Origin of the sequence: Streptomyces sp. NPDC051243 (assembly GCF_044455405.1) — a bacterium.
GTDB lineage: Bacteria > Actinomycetota > Actinomycetes > Streptomycetales > Streptomycetaceae > Streptomyces.
This window is the reverse complement of sequence record NZ_JBITES010000013.1, coordinates 41,704-58,915: the sequence shown is the minus strand read 5'-3', so window position 1 is coordinate 58,915 and position 17,212 is coordinate 41,704. Positions and strand designations below refer to the sequence as shown.

13 protein-coding genes and 1 pseudogene are annotated in these 17,212 nt (G+C 72.5%); 9 read left to right on the top strand and 5 right to left on the bottom strand.

Going from position 1 to position 17,212, the window contains the following annotated elements:
- Positions 1 to 77 precede the first annotated feature (77 nt).
- The 4 genes from ACIBAG_RS30915 to ACIBAG_RS30900 all read left to right on the top strand — a co-directional run bounded on the left by ACIBAG_RS30915 (position 78) and on the right by ACIBAG_RS30900 (position 5,505).
- The gene (locus tag ACIBAG_RS30915; protein WP_399109523.1) at positions 78 to 2,000 is read left to right on the top strand and encodes a phosphatase PAP2 family protein; all 1,923 of its coding nucleotides are present in this window, start codon (positions 78 to 80) and stop codon (positions 1,998 to 2,000) included.
- A gap of 93 nt (positions 2,001 to 2,093) precedes the next feature.
- The gene (locus ACIBAG_RS30910) at positions 2,094 to 3,773 is read left to right on the top strand and encodes an ArnT family glycosyltransferase (protein ID WP_399109842.1); all 1,680 of its coding nucleotides are present in this window, start codon (positions 2,094 to 2,096) and stop codon (positions 3,771 to 3,773) included.
- Between the two features lie 82 nt (positions 3,774 to 3,855).
- Complete coding sequence (locus ACIBAG_RS30905) at positions 3,856 to 4,779, top strand: MurR/RpiR family transcriptional regulator (protein ID WP_399109521.1); 924 nt, start codon at positions 3,856 to 3,858, stop codon at positions 4,777 to 4,779.
- A gap of 351 nt (positions 4,780 to 5,130) precedes the next feature.
- Entirely contained in the window at positions 5,131 to 5,505 is a 375-nt protein-coding gene (locus ACIBAG_RS30900; RefSeq protein WP_062714808.1) for a hypothetical protein, read from the top strand.
- 5 nt (positions 5,506 to 5,510) lie between these two features.
- Here the strand turns inward: ACIBAG_RS30900 and ACIBAG_RS30895 are convergent, their stop codons facing one another.
- Positions 5,511 to 6,287, bottom strand: coding sequence for a cellulose binding domain-containing protein (locus ACIBAG_RS30895; protein ID WP_399109520.1), 777 nt, complete (start codon positions 6,285 to 6,287; stop codon positions 5,511 to 5,513).
- A gap of 108 nt (positions 6,288 to 6,395) precedes the next feature.
- Complete coding sequence (locus ACIBAG_RS30890) at positions 6,396 to 7,229, bottom strand: hypothetical protein (RefSeq protein WP_399109519.1); 834 nt, start codon at positions 7,227 to 7,229, stop codon at positions 6,396 to 6,398.
- A 153-nt stretch (positions 7,230 to 7,382) separates the two neighbouring features.
- Between ACIBAG_RS30890 and ACIBAG_RS30885 the strand changes: the two genes are divergently transcribed.
- Both ACIBAG_RS30885 and ACIBAG_RS30880 read left to right on the top strand, forming a co-directional pair.
- Positions 7,383 to 8,123 carry a TetR family transcriptional regulator gene (locus ACIBAG_RS30885; protein WP_399109517.1) on the top strand — a complete coding sequence of 247 codons (741 nt, stop codon included), beginning with the start codon at positions 7,383 to 7,385 and terminating at the stop codon, positions 8,121 to 8,123.
- Between the two features lie 158 nt (positions 8,124 to 8,281).
- Positions 8,282 to 8,695: a Zn-ribbon domain-containing OB-fold protein gene (locus tag ACIBAG_RS30880; RefSeq protein WP_399109516.1), complete on the top strand. Its 414-nt coding sequence runs from the start codon at positions 8,282 to 8,284 to the stop codon at positions 8,693 to 8,695.
- Here ACIBAG_RS30880 and ACIBAG_RS30875 read toward each other — a convergent pair.
- A pseudogene (locus ACIBAG_RS30875) lies at positions 8,677 to 10,064 on the bottom strand (Gfo/Idh/MocA family protein). The gene ACIBAG_RS30880 and the pseudogene ACIBAG_RS30875 overlap by 19 nt on opposite strands.
- 243 nt (positions 10,065 to 10,307) lie before the next feature.
- On the opposite strand from ACIBAG_RS30875, the gene ACIBAG_RS30870 reads away from it, so the two are divergent.
- On the top strand, positions 10,308 to 12,971 hold the full coding sequence (locus ACIBAG_RS30870; protein WP_399109514.1) for an alpha/beta hydrolase family protein: 2,664 nt from the start codon (positions 10,308 to 10,310) through the stop codon (positions 12,969 to 12,971).
- Between the two features lie 39 nt (positions 12,972 to 13,010).
- Here the strand turns inward: ACIBAG_RS30870 and ACIBAG_RS30865 are convergent, their stop codons facing one another.
- Together ACIBAG_RS30865 and ACIBAG_RS30860 are read right to left on the bottom strand one after the other, a co-directional pair.
- Positions 13,011 to 13,397 carry a PPOX class F420-dependent oxidoreductase gene (locus tag ACIBAG_RS30865; RefSeq protein WP_399109512.1) on the bottom strand — a complete coding sequence of 129 codons (387 nt, stop codon included), beginning with the start codon at positions 13,395 to 13,397 and terminating at the stop codon, positions 13,011 to 13,013.
- 127 nt (positions 13,398 to 13,524) lie between these two features.
- Positions 13,525 to 14,703 (bottom strand): MalY/PatB family protein, encoded by a 1,179-nt coding sequence (locus ACIBAG_RS30860; protein WP_399109510.1) that lies wholly within the window; start codon positions 14,701 to 14,703, stop codon positions 13,525 to 13,527.
- 25 nt (positions 14,704 to 14,728) lie between these two features.
- Here ACIBAG_RS30860 and ACIBAG_RS30855 point away from each other — a divergent pair, with 25 nt between their 5' ends.
- A complete protein-coding gene (locus tag ACIBAG_RS30855; protein ID WP_399109840.1) occupies positions 14,729 to 15,745 on the top strand; it encodes a hypothetical protein in 1,017 nt (338 codons plus the stop codon).
- Positions 15,746 to 15,841: 96 nt separating this feature from the next.
- The gene (locus ACIBAG_RS30850) at positions 15,842 to 17,212 is read left to right on the top strand and encodes a S1 family peptidase (protein ID WP_399109508.1); all 1,371 of its coding nucleotides are present in this window, start codon (positions 15,842 to 15,844) and stop codon (positions 17,210 to 17,212) included.

Here is a 17,212-nt window from a genome sequence, read left to right as displayed (position 1 = left end):
CGCGCTCCGGACGGCCGAGTCGATCGTTTCGATCTTCTCCCCCGGCCGTACGGCCGAAGAGCTCAAGAGAGGCACGCATGCCGTCAACCGCCGGGCGCCACGCCACCCCGTCCATGAACAGAAGGCGCTTTCTCCTGACCTCCGTCGGCAGTGGCGCGGCCCTGGTGGCCGTCCCCGCCTTCGCCGGCTGGCTTCCCTCCGCGGACGCCAAGGCAGCCGTGAACGCCGCCGCGTTCGTGGACGACTACAAGACCAACGTCGTAGCGAACCAGACGCCCGAGACCAACGCGGTGGTCCGCATCCTCGGCGGCTTCGCGAAGGTGTGGAAGACCGGCGACGCCTGGAACACCGGCACGCCGCTCATGCCCGAGGTGCTGCGCGCCAACATGCGCTACTGCGCCCGGATCACCGCCACGCGCACGGACGCCGAGGCGAAGGAATCGTTCATCGTCGACCGGCAGCACCAGAGCTACTCGGTGATCGCCGGACTGGGTCCGCTGGCCGACCTGTACAAGTCCGGCGCCAAGGCGGTCACTTCGATCACCAACGCGCCGGACGGCACTCCCGCCGGGAAGATCAGCGACGCCCTGCCCGCCGACGCGCCGGCCGGTTCCGCGATCGGCGCCGGGTCGTACGACTCGGAACTCGGCAAGGTGGCCAAGCTGGTGGACACCGTGCGCGGCCCCTTCGCCTCGGGCAACCCGGCCAAGTTCGCCTTCCAGTACCCGCGGCCGTGGCGGATGAACGAGGACAGCGAGGTCGTCGACACCGGGAAGAAGGACGCGTTCGGGTTCCCGGTGTACGAGTCGGAGGTGGTCGTCGCCCCGCAGCTGCTGCGCCAGCGCTCCGAGAACGCGGCCGAGGACGGCGGGTTCCCCAGCGGACACACCAACGCCCTGCACCTGGCGGCCCTGGCGTACGCCTACGCCGTGCCCGAGCGGTTCCAGGAGCTGGTGACCCGCGCCTTCGAGCTCAGCCACACCCGCATCGTGGCGGGCATGCACTCCACGGTCGACGTCCTCGGCGGGCGCATCATGGCCACCGCCCTGGCCGCCGCCGCCCTCGCCGACCCGGCCAACGCGGAGCTCAAGGCCGCGGCCCGTGCCCAGGCCCTCGCCTACTTCAAGGAGCGGACCGGCACGACCGCCGACACCCTGTACGCGTACGCCCACTCGGCCGGCACCGACACCGACCCGTACGCCGACCGGGAGGCCAACGCCCGCGCGGTCAGGCCCAAGCTGACGTACGTGCTGACCCGGAGCGGCCGGAACGAGCCCCTGACCGTACCCAAGGGCGCGGAGGTGCTGCTGGAGACGCGGCAGCCGTACCTGGACGCCGCCCAGCGCCGCGAGGTGCTGCGCACGACCGCGCTGCCCGCCGGGTACGTCCTGCTGGACGCGTTCGAGCAGTGGGGCCGGCTGAACCTGTTCGCCGCGGCGGACGGTTACGGCGCCTTCGACTCCGACGTGACCGTCACGCTGGACGCGGCGGCCGGGGGCTTCGGCGCGGCGGACACGTGGCGCAACGACATCCGCGGCGAGGGCGGCCTGACCAAGCGCGGCACCGGCAGGCTCACCCTGACGGGCCACAACCGCTACCACGGCGGCACCGTCGTAGAGGCGGGTGTGCTGGTCGCCGGGTCGGCGAACGCGCTCGGTCAGGGCGATGTGCGGGTGCTGGGCGGCACGCTCCGCGCGGACAAGGTGCTGCGGGTACGCGGTGGCTACGTCCAGGAGGGCGACACGGCCCTGGAGCTGCTGCTGCGCAAGAACCACGGTCCGGCGCTGGAGGTGTGCGGCCGGGTGGTGCTGGGCCGGGGCAGCGTGCTGTCGCTGCGTCTCGACACCGAGCGCCCGCCGGTCGCCGGGACCACGGTGCCGGTCATCGAGGCACAGCGGCTGCGCGGCCAGTTCGACCGGGTGGAGCTGAACTCCGGCACACTGCGGGCCGTACCCGTCTACACGGCGGAAGGTCTGTCGGTACGACTCCTCAAGCGGTAACGCCGTTCCCGGCGGGAGCTGATGCAGAGTAGGCACATGGGCCGGCTCGGCATCAGCTCCCGCCGCCACGGGGCCGGCGGCGCCGCGGAGCGGATGATGGCGCTCGAACAGCACTCGGCCCCGGTCCCGGAGACGCTCTGCGGGCCGCCCGGCGCGCGGACCGCGCGGTGGCCCGCGCGGCGCTGGGTCGTCCCCCTCCTTGTGCTGGTGCTGCTGGGCCAGATGGCCGTCGCGATGGTCACGACCGCCGTCCAGCAGACGCCGACGATCGACGAACCCGTGTACGTGGGCACCGCGGCGGAGTATCTGCGCGAGCACCGTCTGCGGCACAACCCCGAGCATCCGCCGCTCGGAAAGCTGGTCATCGGCGCCGGGGTGGCACTGGCCGATCCGCACGTCGACCGGTCCTTCACCGGCGATCAGGGCCGGTTGGGCCGCCATCTGCTGTACGAGTCCGGGAACGACCCGTGGCGCCTGATGCTGTTCGCCCGCCTCCCCGTGATCGTGCTGACGCTCGGGTTCGGGTTGGTCGTCTTCACTTTCGCCCGTGAACTCGCCGGGCCGGTGGGCGGTTTGGCGGCGCTCGGGCTGTACGCCTTCTCCCCCGACGTCATCGCGCACGGTTCGCTCGCCACGCTGGACGTGCCGGCGGCCGGGTTCGTGCTCACGTCGGTCTGGCTGCTGTGGCGGGCCCGGCGGCGGCCCCGGCTCTGTGTGCCGTTGGCCGGGGCCGCGCTCGGGGCGGCGCTGGCGACGAGGATGAGCACCCTGGCGGCGGTCCCGGTCCTGCTGGCACTCACCGCCCTGTCCGTGTGGTCTGCGAGAGCGCCGGAGGAGCCCCGCCGCAGGGCGCTCCTGCGCGCTGTCGCCGGCGCGGGCGTCCTGGCGCTGGCCGCCGTCGCCGTCGTATGGGCCGCGTATCTCGTCGTCGATCCGCGGCTGCGCTGGGCGCCGGAGCAGCCGGTGCCGGTGGTGCACGGGCTGCGGGGGCTGATCGTTCGGCTGCTGCCGTTCCCGGAGGCGTACCGGGACGGGATGCGGGTCCAGTTCGGCTTCGAGGAGTATCCGTGGCAGGGCTTTCTCTTCGGCCGGCTCTACACGGGCTCGCTCTGGTACTACCTGCCGGCCGCCCTGCTGGTGAAGACACCGCTCGGCATGCTCGCCCTGTGGGCGGCGGGTGCCCTCGCGTCGGTGGCGGTACGGCGGCTGCGGCCCGTGGCGCCGTATCTGCTGGCCCCCGCGGCGGTGCTGCTGGCCGCGGCCATGCTCGGGTCACGGGACTTCGGCACGCGCTATGCGGTGTTCGTACCGATGTTCCTCGCGGTGGCGGCGGGCTGTGTGCTCGCGGTGCGATGGCGGTGGGCACCGGTCTGGGCGGGGGCGCTGGTGCTGTTCGTCGCGGTCAGCTCGCTGCGGACGTACCCCTACTACCTGCCGTACTCCAACGAGGCGTTCGGGGGGCCGGAGAAGACGCATCTGCGGTTGCACGACTCCAACGTGGACTGGGGGCAGGACCTCGGCCGGCTGGCCGACCGACTGCGCGAGCGGTACCGGGGCGAGCGGATCTGGCTCGTGTACAAGGGCAGCGGGGTGCCGTCCCACTACGGCATCCGTGCCGGCGATCCGCGCAGGGTGCCGGTCGGTGAGGTCCGCGGGCTGCTGGTCGTGTCGGACTCCTCGGTGGCCAAGGCGACCGGGCGGCTGGCCGAACTGATCGACACCAGTCGTCCGGTCGACACGGTCGGCCACTCGATCACGATCTACCGGCGCTGATCGTCGCCCGTCGCCGGTCCCCGGGGTCGCCACGTTGTGTGAGCTATGTTGAAGCACTGTGGGAGACAAAGGAGGCGCACCGGTGCCATCGCCTCAGCAGGCACGCGCACAGGCATCCGCCATCACCTCGGGCAAAGCGGTCCCGGAGGCCGAGGCATCCCCGACTTCCCGGCTCAGGGCGCTCTTCGACCAGCCGAGGCTGTCGCCCGGACAGCGCCGCATCGCCCAGTACCTGATCGAGCACATCACCGAGGCCGCGTTCCTCTCGATCACCGACCTCGCGGACCGGGTCGGCGTCAGCCAGCCGTCGGTGACGCGGTTCGCCGCGGCGGTCGGCTTCAGCGGTTACCCCGCGCTGCGCGAGAAGCTCCAGTCGATCGCCCTGGGCGCCCTCGCCGGGGGCCCGGCGGCGGCCGAGGAGAACGGCGCGAACGAACTGCAGGCCGCGGTGGACGCCGAGATCGACAACCTGGAGAACCTGCGGCGCGACTTCGCCAACCCCGACCAGGTGATCGACATCGGCCGCAAGCTGTCGCAGTCGACCCCGCTGACCATCCTGGGGCTGCGCATCTCGGGGTGCCTCGCCGAGTACTTCGCCTACGCGGCGCGCCGCATCCACCCGGACGTGCGGCTGGTGACGCGCGGCGGCAGCGTCGCCTACGACGCGCTGCTGCAGTCGCGCGAGGCGGGCGGCACCTGGGTGCTGGCGTTCTCCATGCCGCGACACGCCCAGGAGACGCTCACGGCCGTACGGGTCGCGCGCAGCGCCGGCCTCAAGGTCGCCCTGATCACCGACCTGGCGCTCGGGCCGGTGGCCGACACCGCCGACGTCGTCTTCGCCACCGGCACCGGCTCCCGGCTGGTCTTCGACTCGTACGCCGCGCCCGGCGTGATGGCCGCCGCCCTGCTGCAGGCCATGACCGACGCCGACCCGGAGCGGACGCAGGCGCGGCTGGAGGAGTACGAGCACATCTCCGACCAGCACCAGTTCTTCCTGCGGGACTGACCCCGGCCAAAGCAGTGCACAGCGGCTGTATTCCGTTCAAATCACGCATGAATGTTTTCATACGTCTTGCAAAGCGGACGGCATATATAAATACTTCACACGCACCATCCGCCCGCCGAAAGCAGTCGGTCCGCTCATGCGCACGTCACCCCATCCGCCGTGCGCACGCCGCCTGCCTTCCGGGCTCCTCCGCGAACAGCCGAAGCCGCCGTCTCCTACCCGCGTCGGCGCCCGGGCTGTTCGGTCGGGCATCGCATGCGCGAGCGCCCGTGGCGGCGGCCCCGGTCATCCCCTAGACCGGGGCCGCCCCGACCCGTCGGACACCCATACGACGCCGCACACCCGGAAGCGATGACCATGCCTCTGACGACCACGCGCATCACCCCTGACTGGCCGTGCCAGGTCAAAACCCCCGGTTCCTACGACTGGGAGCGCTCCGCCGCCAAGTGGCTGCGCGAGCTGGTGCCGGCCCGCTACGCCAGTTACCCGGCGCTGATCCGCCATCCGGTCCTGCTCGCCCGGCACGCGCAGATCCAGGTCCAGAACGAGATCCGGGTCGCGCGCACCGCACTGCAGACCGCGCGGGCCGACCTCCCCGCGCTCGGCATGCCCGAGTCGGTCATCGAGCACACCATCAAGCTGTACGCCGCTGAGGTCATGCAGCTGCAGCACATCGCCCGCAGCGTGCGCGCGGTGTCCCAGGCGCTGATCGACCACGGCCGCTGAGCGCCTCACTCCGCCCCTGCCGTCGCCGCGCAGGTGACCGTCGCCGACGGCTCGCCGGCCGAGTCCGAGGTGGCGGCGAGGAAACCGAAGGTGACGCTCGCGCCGGGGGCCAGGGCACCGTTCCAGGACGCGTTGGAGACCGTCGCCCTGCCGTCCGCGGTCGTGTCGAGGGTGCCGTCCCAGACCTGGGTGAGACGGGCCCCGTCGGGAGGTACGACCGTCGCGGTCCAGCCGGACGCCGAGGACGCGGGCGCGTTGGTGACCGTCACCTCGCCCTGGAAGCCGCCCTGCCAGCTGTTGACGGTCCGGACGGAGGCCGTGCAGGCGGAGTCCCCGGGCTCGCCCGCGCCAGGTGCGTCCGCGGCGGGCGGCGCGGGCTCGGCCGACGCGGAGGCGGTCGCCGACGGGGCGGGCTCCCGGGCCTCGGCGTCGTCGTCGCGGCCGGGAAGCAGGAGGGCGCCGCCGAAGCCGATGACAGCGGCCGCCGTCACGGCCACCGCGATGGCGGTGCGCCGGAATCCGGGGCCGGGGACGGCGGGACCGGCCTCGGCGCCGCCCCGCCGTGTGCGCCTCGCCCCCTCGGCGACGGCCGGCAGTTCCTGGGTCGCGTCCTCGCCGCCGGGCCGGGGCGCGGGCACGGCGACGGTCTCGTAGCGGCCGTTGTCCTCCTCCCACTCCTTGAACAGCTCAGCGAGGGCGTCGGTACGGCGCGGGCGCAGGACGTGGATCGGTTCCAGGACCTGGCCGTCGTCCGGCTCCTCGGGGTCGGGCCGTGTGGACACACCGCTCTCCTTCCGTCCCCGTCTGCACGGGGTTCGCCAATCCCCGGGAAGTGATACGGGGTTGGCGTCCCGCCGGTTCAGCGGAGCCCGGCGAGCGCGCGGCCCCGGTCAGGCCTCCACGGCGAGGAAACGGTGCAGGGACGCCCTCATCGCGGCGACGAAGGCGTCCCGTCGTGTGTCGTCCAGGGCGTCCAGCGACAGATACGGGTTGAGGTCCTCCAGCTCGACCAGCAGCAGCTCGCCGCCCGGTGCGCGGCAGGCGTCGACGCGCTGGATGCCGTGGCGGATGCCGTTCCACTCGATGAAGCGGCGGGCGAACTCCAGGTCGCCGTCGGCGGGTTCGTAGGGTTCCAGTTGCCAGCGCCGGTCGGTGTGCGGCGCGTACAGGGCGTACTGGAAGTCGTGGTCGACGAAGTAGAAGGAGACCTCGTAGGCGAAGTCGACGCACGGCTGGACGAGGACGTCGCCGTCGGCCGCCTCACGCACATCGTCGGCGGAGACGATCCGCAGCCCTATGGAGTCGGCTCCGAGCCTGGGCTTGACGACATACCGGTCGGTCCGGGGCAGGCGGCTCAGATCCTCGGCACGGTCCACGGTGGGGATGACCGGGTATCCGGCGCTGGTCAGGTCGAGCAGGTACTGCTTTCCGGCCATGTCGGCCTTCCCGGTGAGCGGGTTGTAGACGCGCGTCCCGTCGGCGGTCGCGCGCCGGCGGAACTCGTCGTACGCGTCCTGGTGTGCCAGGACCGGGCCGCTGTTGCGGACGACGACCGCGTCGAAGGCGTCCATGAGCGCGGCCGCGTCCCGGGGATGGCACAGGGCGAGGTCGAAGTCGTCACGCAGCCGGGAGGTGAGGAAGACGTCCTCGTCGCAGTAGCGGCGCCCGCGGGCCTGGTAGGCCAGGTCGGTGACGTACAGGATGCGGGGTCGGGCGGGCGGCATGCGGGCTCCTCGGCTGGGCGGCAGCCGATCGTACGCGGACCGGCGGCAGCGGACCCTCGCCGGGTCGTCCGCGCCGGGAACCGACAGCACTCAGTACCCTGCAGCGACAGCACTGAGTGCCATCGAGCCCGCTGTGGTGCTACGTTCCCGTCCATGAGCTCCAGCAACGCGACCCCCGGCGGCGACGAGAAGACGGAGGCCGGGACGGCGAAGCCCCCGATGCGCGAGGCACTGATCGCGGCGGCTTTCCGGTTGTTCCTGGAGCGGGGTTACGAGCAGACCACCGTCGACGACATCGTGGCGCTGGCGGGTGTCGGCCGGCGGTCGTTCTTCCGCTACTTCCCGTCCAAGGAGGACGTGGTCTTCCCCGACCACGAGCGGTGCCTCACCGACATGACGGCCTTCCTGGCCGCCGGCGACGACGACCACGAGCCGGTGCGGCGGGTGTGCGACGCGGCCCGGCTGGTGTTGCGCATGTACGCGGAGAACCCGGCGTTCTCGGTGCAGCGCTACCGGCTCACCAAGAAGGTGCCTGGGCTGCGCGCCTACGAACTGTCCGTGGTGTGGCGCTATGAGCGCGCCCTCGCCGAGTATCTGCGCGAGCGCTTCGCCGGCCGGCGCGACGGAACCCTGCAGGCCGACGTGATCGCCGCCGCCGTGGTCGCGGCGCACAACAACGCGCTGCGCTCGTGGCTGCGGTCGGACGGCCAGGGCGACTCGAACACCGAAGTGGACCACGCGCTGGCTTATGTGCAGTCCGCCTTCGGCGCCGCCCCCGCCCCGGGCCCCGCCGTCGACGAGCAGCCCGACGACGTGGTGGTCGTCGTGTCCCGGCGCGGCGCTCCGCTGTGGCGGGTCGTTCAGGAGATCGAGACCACGCTCGGGCGTGACTGATCCGCACACCCGCCAGATTCAGGGTACGGAGTGCCTTTACGTCTGGCACTGAGTGCCATACGCTGCCGATGTGCACGGTGGCACAGTGAGCCGCGCACATGCGTGCCCGGATGCCCCGAGCACGTGGGATTCCGGCCGAGCGCAGGGAGTTGACCAGCGTGTACCACCACTCAGGCAGCGTTGTTCGTCAGACCACCGGCTTCGCCGCCGGCCTCCTCGACCCCGCGGCCCCGGACACGGAGGCCATGCTCTTCCAGCGCTGCACCTGGTGCGGCACCGCCATGTACCACCGGCTGCTGTGCCCGGTCTGCCAGGGCAGCGAGCTGCGCACGGAGCGCAGCGAGGGCGTGGGCACGGTCCGCCACTCCACCGTGGTGCACCGCAACACGCCCGCCGCGCGCAATGTGTCGCTCGTCGAGATGGCCGAGGGGTTCGTGGTACGCGGCCGGGTCATGGGCCCGCCCATAGGCATCCACAGCGGGGACCGGGTCCGGCTGTCCACGGCGAAGGACCCGGTCCGGGGCGAGCCGGTGTTCCAGCTGGTCGACGAGCCCTACCGGGCCTGGACCTGAGCCGCCTGCCGCTGACCGCCTGACGCCTCCCCCAGCCCCGGGACCAACTCCCGTACGGCGACCGGCCGTCCCGTCTCGAAGCACCGGTTCGCGGCGAGCCCGACGGCGAGGGCCAGCGCGCCGTCGCGTTCGGTGGCCGTGGGGTGCGCGGCCGTTCCCGGGTCGGCCGAGTGCGCGGGATCGACAGGGCCGAAGAGGGCGTCGAGCATGCGCGGGTCTCCCCCGCCGTGCGCCTCGTGGGCGGTCACGAGCGGAACGTCCACCGGAGGCCGCCACAGCGGACGCAGCGTGAGCCGCGCGCCGCCCGCGTGCTCGGCGGCCGTGTCCCCGTGCCGGGCTCCGCTCGCGGAGCCGATCCGGGTCGTCGGCCGCTGCCAGCGGCTCTCCTCGACCTCCAGCTCCAAGCGCCCGCCGCTGCCGTTGAACATCACCCGGTAGCCCTCCCACGGGGAGTACGCGGTGAGGTGGTACGTCATCGTCGCTCCCTTGGCGTACCGCACGAGGACGGCCATGTCGTCCTCGATGGTGACGGGCCCGCCGAAGACGTTGCGGTCGCGGACGTACCCGTCGTCCCGCTCGGCGTCGAGGTAGAGGGCGCGCAGCGTGTCGTCGGCCGCCAGGTCAGGGCGAAGGGGTCGTCGGCGGCCCGGTCGGCGCCGTGGGCGCGGTCGTAGTCCCGGTGCAGCCCGTGGCGTTCGCCCGCCGCACGGCCGTAGAAGCCGAGCCGCCCATAGCCGAAGACGTCCCTCGGCTCGTCCGCGAGCCACCAGTTGACCAGGTCGAAGTGGTGGCCGGACTTGTGCACCATCAGGCCGCCGCTGCGGTCCTTCTCCCGGTGCCAGCGGCGGAAGTAGTCGGCGCCGTGGCGTACGTCCAGCAGCCACTCGAAGTGGACAGAGAGGATCTCGCCGATGGCGCCTTCGGCGAGCAGGGCGTGGACCTTCTCGTGCACGGGGTTGAAACGGTAGTTGAAGGCGACGGTCAGGGAGTTGCCGGTCTCCCGGACCGTGTCGAGGATGCGGGCGCAGCGGTCCGCGTCGACGGTCATCGGCTTCTCGGTGACCACCCGGCAGCCGGCCCTGAGGGCGGGGACGATGTACCGGTCGTGCTCGGCGTCGACCGTCGTGACGACTACCTCGTCGATCTCCTCCTCGGCCAGCATGTCCGTGAAGCGATCCGGCTCCCACCGGGTGGCCGTGGGCGCGCCGGCCTCGGCCAGCAGCCGGTTGTGGAAGGCCATGCGGGTGGGGCTCGGGTCGCAGAGGGCTGCGACCAGGTGGTCGGGGCGTTCGGCGAGGGCCCGGGTGAAGGTCTGGGCGCGGTGACCGGTGCCGACAACGGCCGCGCGGTGACGGGGAGTTCGGCTCATCGGGGTGGCCTTTCCACCCTGGTTCGCCCCAACACCCGTCACTTTTCGCTTTCTTCACAGGCAACGCACAACTAGCGCCTTCCGTCCTCCCGGAGTGAGGCCCGGGATCGACCGTCCCGGAGCGAACGGAAGGAGGGGCACGTGACTCGTGCCCGGCGCATATGGGTCACCGCTGTGGCGGTGCTCGCGATCGTGGGGGCGTCGCCAGGGTGGGCGCAGGCTCAACGGGCGTCCGATGCAGGAATGCCGGCGGGATCGGCCGAAGGCGGTGATGAACTTCCGCCGGACTGGACCATCACGGGTGAGGGCTCTGCCCGGAAGCTGGTGTGGCGGTCCGACGAGCGGGTGCCGATGGGGGACGCCCGGGTCGAGTTCTACGCCGGTGACCGCCTGCTCGGCCGTCCCGCCCCCGCCGAGGACGGCCGCACGTTCCGGCTCGGCCTCGACGGGGTCCGCCTGGACTCGGTTCGTGACCTTCAAGTGCGTGCCGCCGGGCGCCGGTTGGACGCATCCGTCCCCGCCTCCGGCGCTCGCGCGGCGGTGCCCGTCCCGCAGCGCCCGCCGGCCAACCAGGTCGACCCCGGCAAGCCGGGCGCCTTCCGGACCGTGACGGGCGAGTACGACCTCGCCCCCGTACGGCTGCCCGGATTCGCCGAGCCGGTCGAGATGCGGGCCGTGGTGGTGGCGCCCAAGGACGCCGACGGCCGCCGTCCGCTCGCCCTCTTCCTGCACGGACGCCACTTCACCTGCTACACACCGCAGGGCGGGATCAGCGGCGACTGGCCCTGCGCGGCCGGCGCCAAGCCGGTGCCCAGCCACCGGGGTTATCTGCGCGACCAGCGGCTCCTGGCCTCCCAGGGCTATGTGACGGTGTCGATCTCCGCCAACGGCGTCAACGCCCAGGACTGGCAGGCCGAGGACGGCGGCGCCCAGGCCCGTTCCTCGCTCGTACGGCAGCACCTCGCCCGCTGGGCCGACTGGTCCGCCCACCCGGGCACGGCACCGGCGGCCGTACGCAAGGCGCCGAAGGCCGATCTGTCCCGGGTGCTGCTGGTGGGGCACTCGCGGGGCGGCGAGGGCGTCAACCGGGCCGCGATGGACAGCCTTTACCCGCCGCCCGCGGCCCAGGACGGCTATCACGGCCCGGTGCGCTGGCGCATTCGCGGCAACGTCCTGATCGGCCCGACGATCTTCGGCCAGAACCCGGTCCCCGATGTGCCGTCGATGACGATCCTGCCCGGCTGTGACGGCGATGTCTCCGATCTGCAGGGCGAGCTGTACGTCGACGGGACCCGGCACGTCAGCCGGGGCACCGCGCTGCACAGCGCCGTGTACATGGTCGGCGCCAACCACAACTACTTCAACAGCGAATGGACGCCGGGGCAGGCCGAGGCGCCCGCCGACGACGACTTCTGGCACGACGAGGAGCAGCCCGACCCGGTCTGCTCCCCCGGCGCGAAGACCCGGCTGACCGCCGACCAGCAGCACAAGGCCGGCGCCACCTACATCGCGGCGGCGGCACGGCTGTTCGTCGCCGGGGACGACCGGGTCCGCCCGCTGCTCGACGGCTCGGCCCGCCGGGCGCCCTCGGCCGATCCCGCGCACGTCCTGACCCACGCGGTGGGCGCGAACCGCGGCGCGGGCTTCCTGCCGGACACCAAGGTCACCGTGAGCGGGGCCCGGCTGTGCTCGGCGGTGGACCCCGCCGCGGCCAGGGCCTGCCTGTCCTCGGAGAGGGCCGGGACCTCACCGCACTTCGCGCGCTGGGAGACCGACCGTGAGCCCGGCCGCCGCGCGGTCGCGCTGAGCTGGAACTCGGCGGGATCCCCCGCACGGGTGCGCCCCGACCGACCGCTGTCCCTCGCGGGCGCGAAGGCGCTCGCGCTGCGCGTCATCGTGCCGCCCAACACCACCGGAACGCAGCTGGACGTCTCCGTCACCGACACCGCCGGACGGCACCGCACCCTCGGCCGGGTCAAGGTCGACGGGCTGCCGGGGTCGGAACGGACCGCCTCGTTCTGGGGCCGTGAGGTTCGGGTGCCGATCGGGGCCGACGACGCCGCCGCGCTCGACCTGAAGCACGTCAAGTCCCTGGAGCTGACGCCGCGCACGCGGTCCGGGCGGGCCTGGCTGATGGACGCCTGGGCCTGGCGGCCGGGCACGCCGGTCGTGCGCGAGGCACGGCTGCCCCGCGTCGACATCGGCCGGCTGACCGTCGAGGAAGGGGCCTCGGGCGTGCGGACCTACCGGGTGCCGGTCCGGGTCTCGGGGCAGGGCAGCGGGCAGGTACGGCTGTTCGTCGCCGACCCGGTCACGGGCAGGGTCACGGACCGGCTGGTGACGGTCCGGCCCGGCGCGCACGACATCGACGTACCGGTGAAGGTCGAGGGCAACACCCGTTACGGCTACGACCTGCAGCACGACGTGTTCGTGAAGGCGGTCCGCACCTCCGTGGTCGGCGCCCACCGGGGCGGGGTGACCGCGCGGAACGACGACCCGATGCCCTCGATCTCCGTGACCCCGATCGCGGACCGGGTGGCCGAGGGACAGCCGCTGAAGTGGCGGGTGTCGCTGTCCGCCGTGGCCGATGTCGAGGTCGGCGGATCGTTCGTGCTGCTGCCGGTCACCGACGGTCAGGAGCTGTCGACGAAGGACGTCGACCCGCGCTGGCTGCTGGCGAACACCGGGGAGTCCCCCGATCCGGAACGCCCGCTGTCCAAGGTGAACGGTCTCTATCTGTGGGCGTCCGTCGAGGCGGGGCAGAAGAGCACGGAGCTGGTGGTGCCGACGCTCAAGGACACGGTGGCCGAGCCCGCCGAGTCCATGCGTCTCCAGCTGGCCGACGAGGCCGGTGAGCCGCTGCCCGGCGCGCCGGTGGTGACGGGAACGGTGGTGGACTCCCCGTGACATGGCCCGTGACCCGGCACCGGACGTCGATGCCCCGGGTCAGTTCGTCAGGGTGATGCGCATGCCGACTGTGCCGTCGACACCGCGGCGCAGTCGGCTGCCGAGGAGCGTGAGGCGGCCGGTGATCCCGTACTTGCGGGCGATGAGCCGGCGGTAGCGGGCGCTGGTCGCCTCGTCGCAGATCTCGGCGGTGGCGGGGACCTGCTCGCCGGTGGGCCTGCCGCGCAGGTCACAGGGGCCGACCAGGACGTCGGCGCGGGCGCGGACGCGCTTGACCTTCCAGGAGTCGGCGACCGTCCACACACCCAGCGCGTCCCCGTCACGGACCACCCAGACCGGCGTGGGCACGCCGGTGCCGTTCTTGCGGTAGCTGGTGATGAGCAGGTACTTGCCCGCTCCGAGCCGGTCCAGCGACGTGTCGTCCATGCCGGGAAGTCTAGGCAGCGGGGTGGGGTGCCGATCGGGGCGCCCCACCCCTGCCGTGTCGGGTCGCCCGCCCCTGCGATGCCGGGTCCCGGCCCCGGCCGTGTCCGGCGCCCCGACGCGGGCCGTGTCAGTGGAGGGCCACGGCCATCCGCCGTACGGCCTCCGTGATCAGTTCGGGCGACGTCGCCAGGTTCAGCCGTACATGGCCCGCGCCGCCCGTCCCGAACGGGATCCCCGAGTTCAGCGCGACCCGGCCGCGGTGCAGGAAGACCTCCGCGGGGTCCTGGTCGAGGCCGAGAGCGCGGCAGTCGAGCCAGGCCAGGTAGGTGGCGTCGCCGGGGCGGTAGGTGATCGCCGGGAGGTGTTCGGCGAGGAGGTCCGCGAGCAGGCGCCGGTTCTCGTCGAGGCCTGCCAGCACGGCGTCGAGCCAGCCGGTGGCGTCGCGCAGGGCGGCGGTGTGGGCTATGACGCCGAGGTGGCTCGGCCCGTGGCTGACCTCCTCGGGCAGGCGGGCCAGGTCGGCGGCGGCCGCGGGTCCGGCGACGGCGAGGGCCGCCTTGAGGCCGGCCAGGTTCCAGGCCTTCGACGCCGACATCATTGACAGCCCGTTCTCGCCGCCCGGGACGCTCAGGTACGGCACGAAGTCGACGCCGCCGGCGGTGAGCGGTGCGTGGATCTCGTCGGCGACGACGCGCACGCCGTGGCGGTCGGCGAGGGCGGCCACGGCGGACAGTTCCGCCGCGGTGTGCAGGGTGCCGGTCGGGTTGTGGGGGCTGCACAGCAGAAAGGCGGCGCGGCGGCCGCTCCCGGTCACCCGGCGAAAGGTTTCATCCAGGGTGTCGAGGTCGATGCGCAGGTCCGGGCCCAGCGGGGCTTCGACCACCCGCCGGTCCATGTGCCCGACGAACTGGTAGAACGGCGGGTACACGGGTGAGTTCACCACGACGCAATCGCCCGGCCCGGTGACCAGCTTGAGCATCTCGACCACGCCGAGCATCACGTCGGGCACGATCGCCGTCCGTTCCACGGCGAGCCCGTCCCACCCCCACCGCTTCTGTGCGAACCCGGCGAGCGCCTCCGCGTAGCCGGTGCCCGCCGGGTAACCGGTGTCGCCGAGGTCGAGGGCGTCGGTGAGCGCACGGACGACCGGTTCGGCGAGCGGTACGTCCATCTCGGCCACCCACAGCGGCAGCACGTCGTCGGGGTAGGCGCGCCATTTCATGCTCGTGCGGCATCGCAGCCGGTCGAGGGTGAGGGCGCGAAAAGGGTTTGGTTCACCGGCCGTTTCGTGCGGGATCCTGGTCATGGGGCACAAGATAGGGGGCTGTGCGGTGGCCGGGAACGGCGAGGACGGCGAATGGCCGGTGACGGGCGGCGGATTCCTGGAAGTGGCCTGCGACGAGTCCGGATCGGACGGTGAGAATCTCACCGGCGGGAACACCGATGTGTTCGCGCACGCCAGTGTGCGGCTGCCCGTGGAATCGGCCGCCGGCCATGTGCGGGAGATCCGGGACCGTATTCGCTCGCCCGCCGAGGAGTACAAGGCGAACCATCTGCTGCGGGAGAAACACCGGGCGGTGCTGGAATGGTTGCTCGCGCCCACCGGTCCGATCCATGGGAACGCCCGGGTGCATCTGATCGAGAAGGCCTACTTCGTCGTGGACCGGGCCGTCGGCCTGCTGCTGGGCGACGCCGGCGCGGCGCTCGGCCTGTACCGGGCGGGACGGCGGGATTTCGGCGAAGAGCCCTGGCGGGAATTCCTGGCGGCGGCCAACCAGTTGCTGAGAGTCCGCAACGACGGTGCGGCGCAGGAACCCGTCGAGGGATTCTTCCGCGCGGTACGGGCACTGCGGTGCGCGGACGGCCGTGCGGATGTGGCCGGAACACTGAAACTGCTCGCGGCCGCGCGGCCACTGGCGGATTCCTATCGGGCGCGGCTGCTGGACGGGCCGCCGCTCATTCCCGTCCTCAACCCCTTGTTGCCCGCCATTGTGAATACGGCCGCGCTGTGGAGTGCCGGCGGACAGTCGGTGTGTCTGGTCCACGACCGGCAGAACATGCTGACGCCGGAACGCGTCGCCTGGATCGGGGAAACGGCCCGGCGGGCCGGTGTCGGCTTCGGCGGGCTGCGGCTGGTGCACTCGCGGCTCGATCCGCGGGTGCAGCTCGCCGACTTCCTCGCGGGGATCGCCCGCAAGCTCGCCTCCGACGAGCTGAACGGACGCGGCGATCCGGCGCTGACCGCGCTGCTGCGTCCGTATGTGGATCCGGCGTCCGTCTGGGGCGACGAGCGCAGCTGGGCCGTGCTCGGGCGGACACCGGACCAAGAGGGATCACCTGTGCGGTGAACACGGGCGGGCCGCGCCACGTATGGAGAGAGGGTGCTCAACTACGGGAGGGCCCCGCGGCGTTGACGCCGCGCTGTACTGGTTCGGGAGCCCTGCATGAGGCACGCACGACGACGTCTCGTCCGGCGAGTGACACGGCTGGCGGCGGTCGGCGGACTCCTCCTCGGAGGAACGATGGTCACACGCGCCGTGGCGAGCGAACCACCGGACGCCTCCGCCGTCCCGCGCACCTACGCCGCGTCGGCCGCCGACACCGGCAGCGATCTCGTGTCCGGTCTGGGCACGTCCCGTACGGCGGGCAGTTGGATCAACGCCGACGGGAAGCCGGTCGTCGCGGTCACCGACGAGGCGGCGGCCGCCGAGGTACGCAAGGCCGGTGCCGAGGCGAAGATGGTCGACCACAGCATGGACGAGCTGAAGTCGGCGACGTCGACGCTGCGTTCGGCGCCGCGGGTGGCGGGCACGGCGTGGGTCATGGACTACCGGTCCAACGAGGTGGTCGTACGGGGTGACAGCACCGTCTCCGCCGCCGACTGGTCCCGGATGACCGAGGTCGCGGGCGACATCGGCGGCTTCGTGCGCATGGAGCGCACCGAGGGCACGTTCACGACGCGGCTGAACGGCGCGCTGCCGCTGCTGTCGACCGCCGGCCGCTGTTCGGCGGGCTTCAACGTCACCGACGGCCGGCGCGACTTCATTCTCACCGCCGGGCACTGCGGGCCGAACGGCTCGGTGTGGTTCGCCGACAACCGGGGCAACCAGCAGATCGGGCCGACGGTCCAGCAGAACTTCCCCGGCGGTGACTTCTCCCTCGTGGAGTACGCGAGCGGTGACGCGGGCGCCGGTGCCGACGTCGTGTCCATCGGCGACGGCAAGGGCGTGCGGATCACCGGCGCCGCGGATCCCGCGGTCGGGCAGCGGGTGTTCCGCAGCGGCAGCACGAGCGGGCTGCGCGACGGCGAGGTGACCGGGGTCAACGCGACCGTCAACTACCCGGAGGGGACGGTCACGGGGCTGATCGAGACGAACGTGTGCGCCGAACCCGGGGACAGCGGCGGTCCGATGTTCTCCGAGGGGATCGCCCTGGGCGTGACGTCGGGCGGCAGTGGCGACTGCAACGCGGGCGGTACGACGTTCTTCCAGCCGGTGACGAAGGCGCTCGAGGCGCTGGACGTCAAGCTGATCGTGGCGGCGCAGAACGGTGCGGGCCAGGGCGCCTCGCCGGCGCCGTCCGCGCCTCCGACGCAGAGTGCGGTCGCCCCCGGTGACGCGTCGCCCGGCTCGTCGGCCTCGGTGGGCGGCACGGACGCCTCGACGCTGCTGTCCCGCCTCGCGGACCCGAAGAACGTCGGTCCCGGTCTGCTGGTCGTCGCGGGCAGCCTGGTCGCGCTGGTGGCGACCCGGTTCATCCGGGCGGAACAGGACCGCAAGGCGTACCGGCGCTACTACTCGGCGACCTGGGGGTGA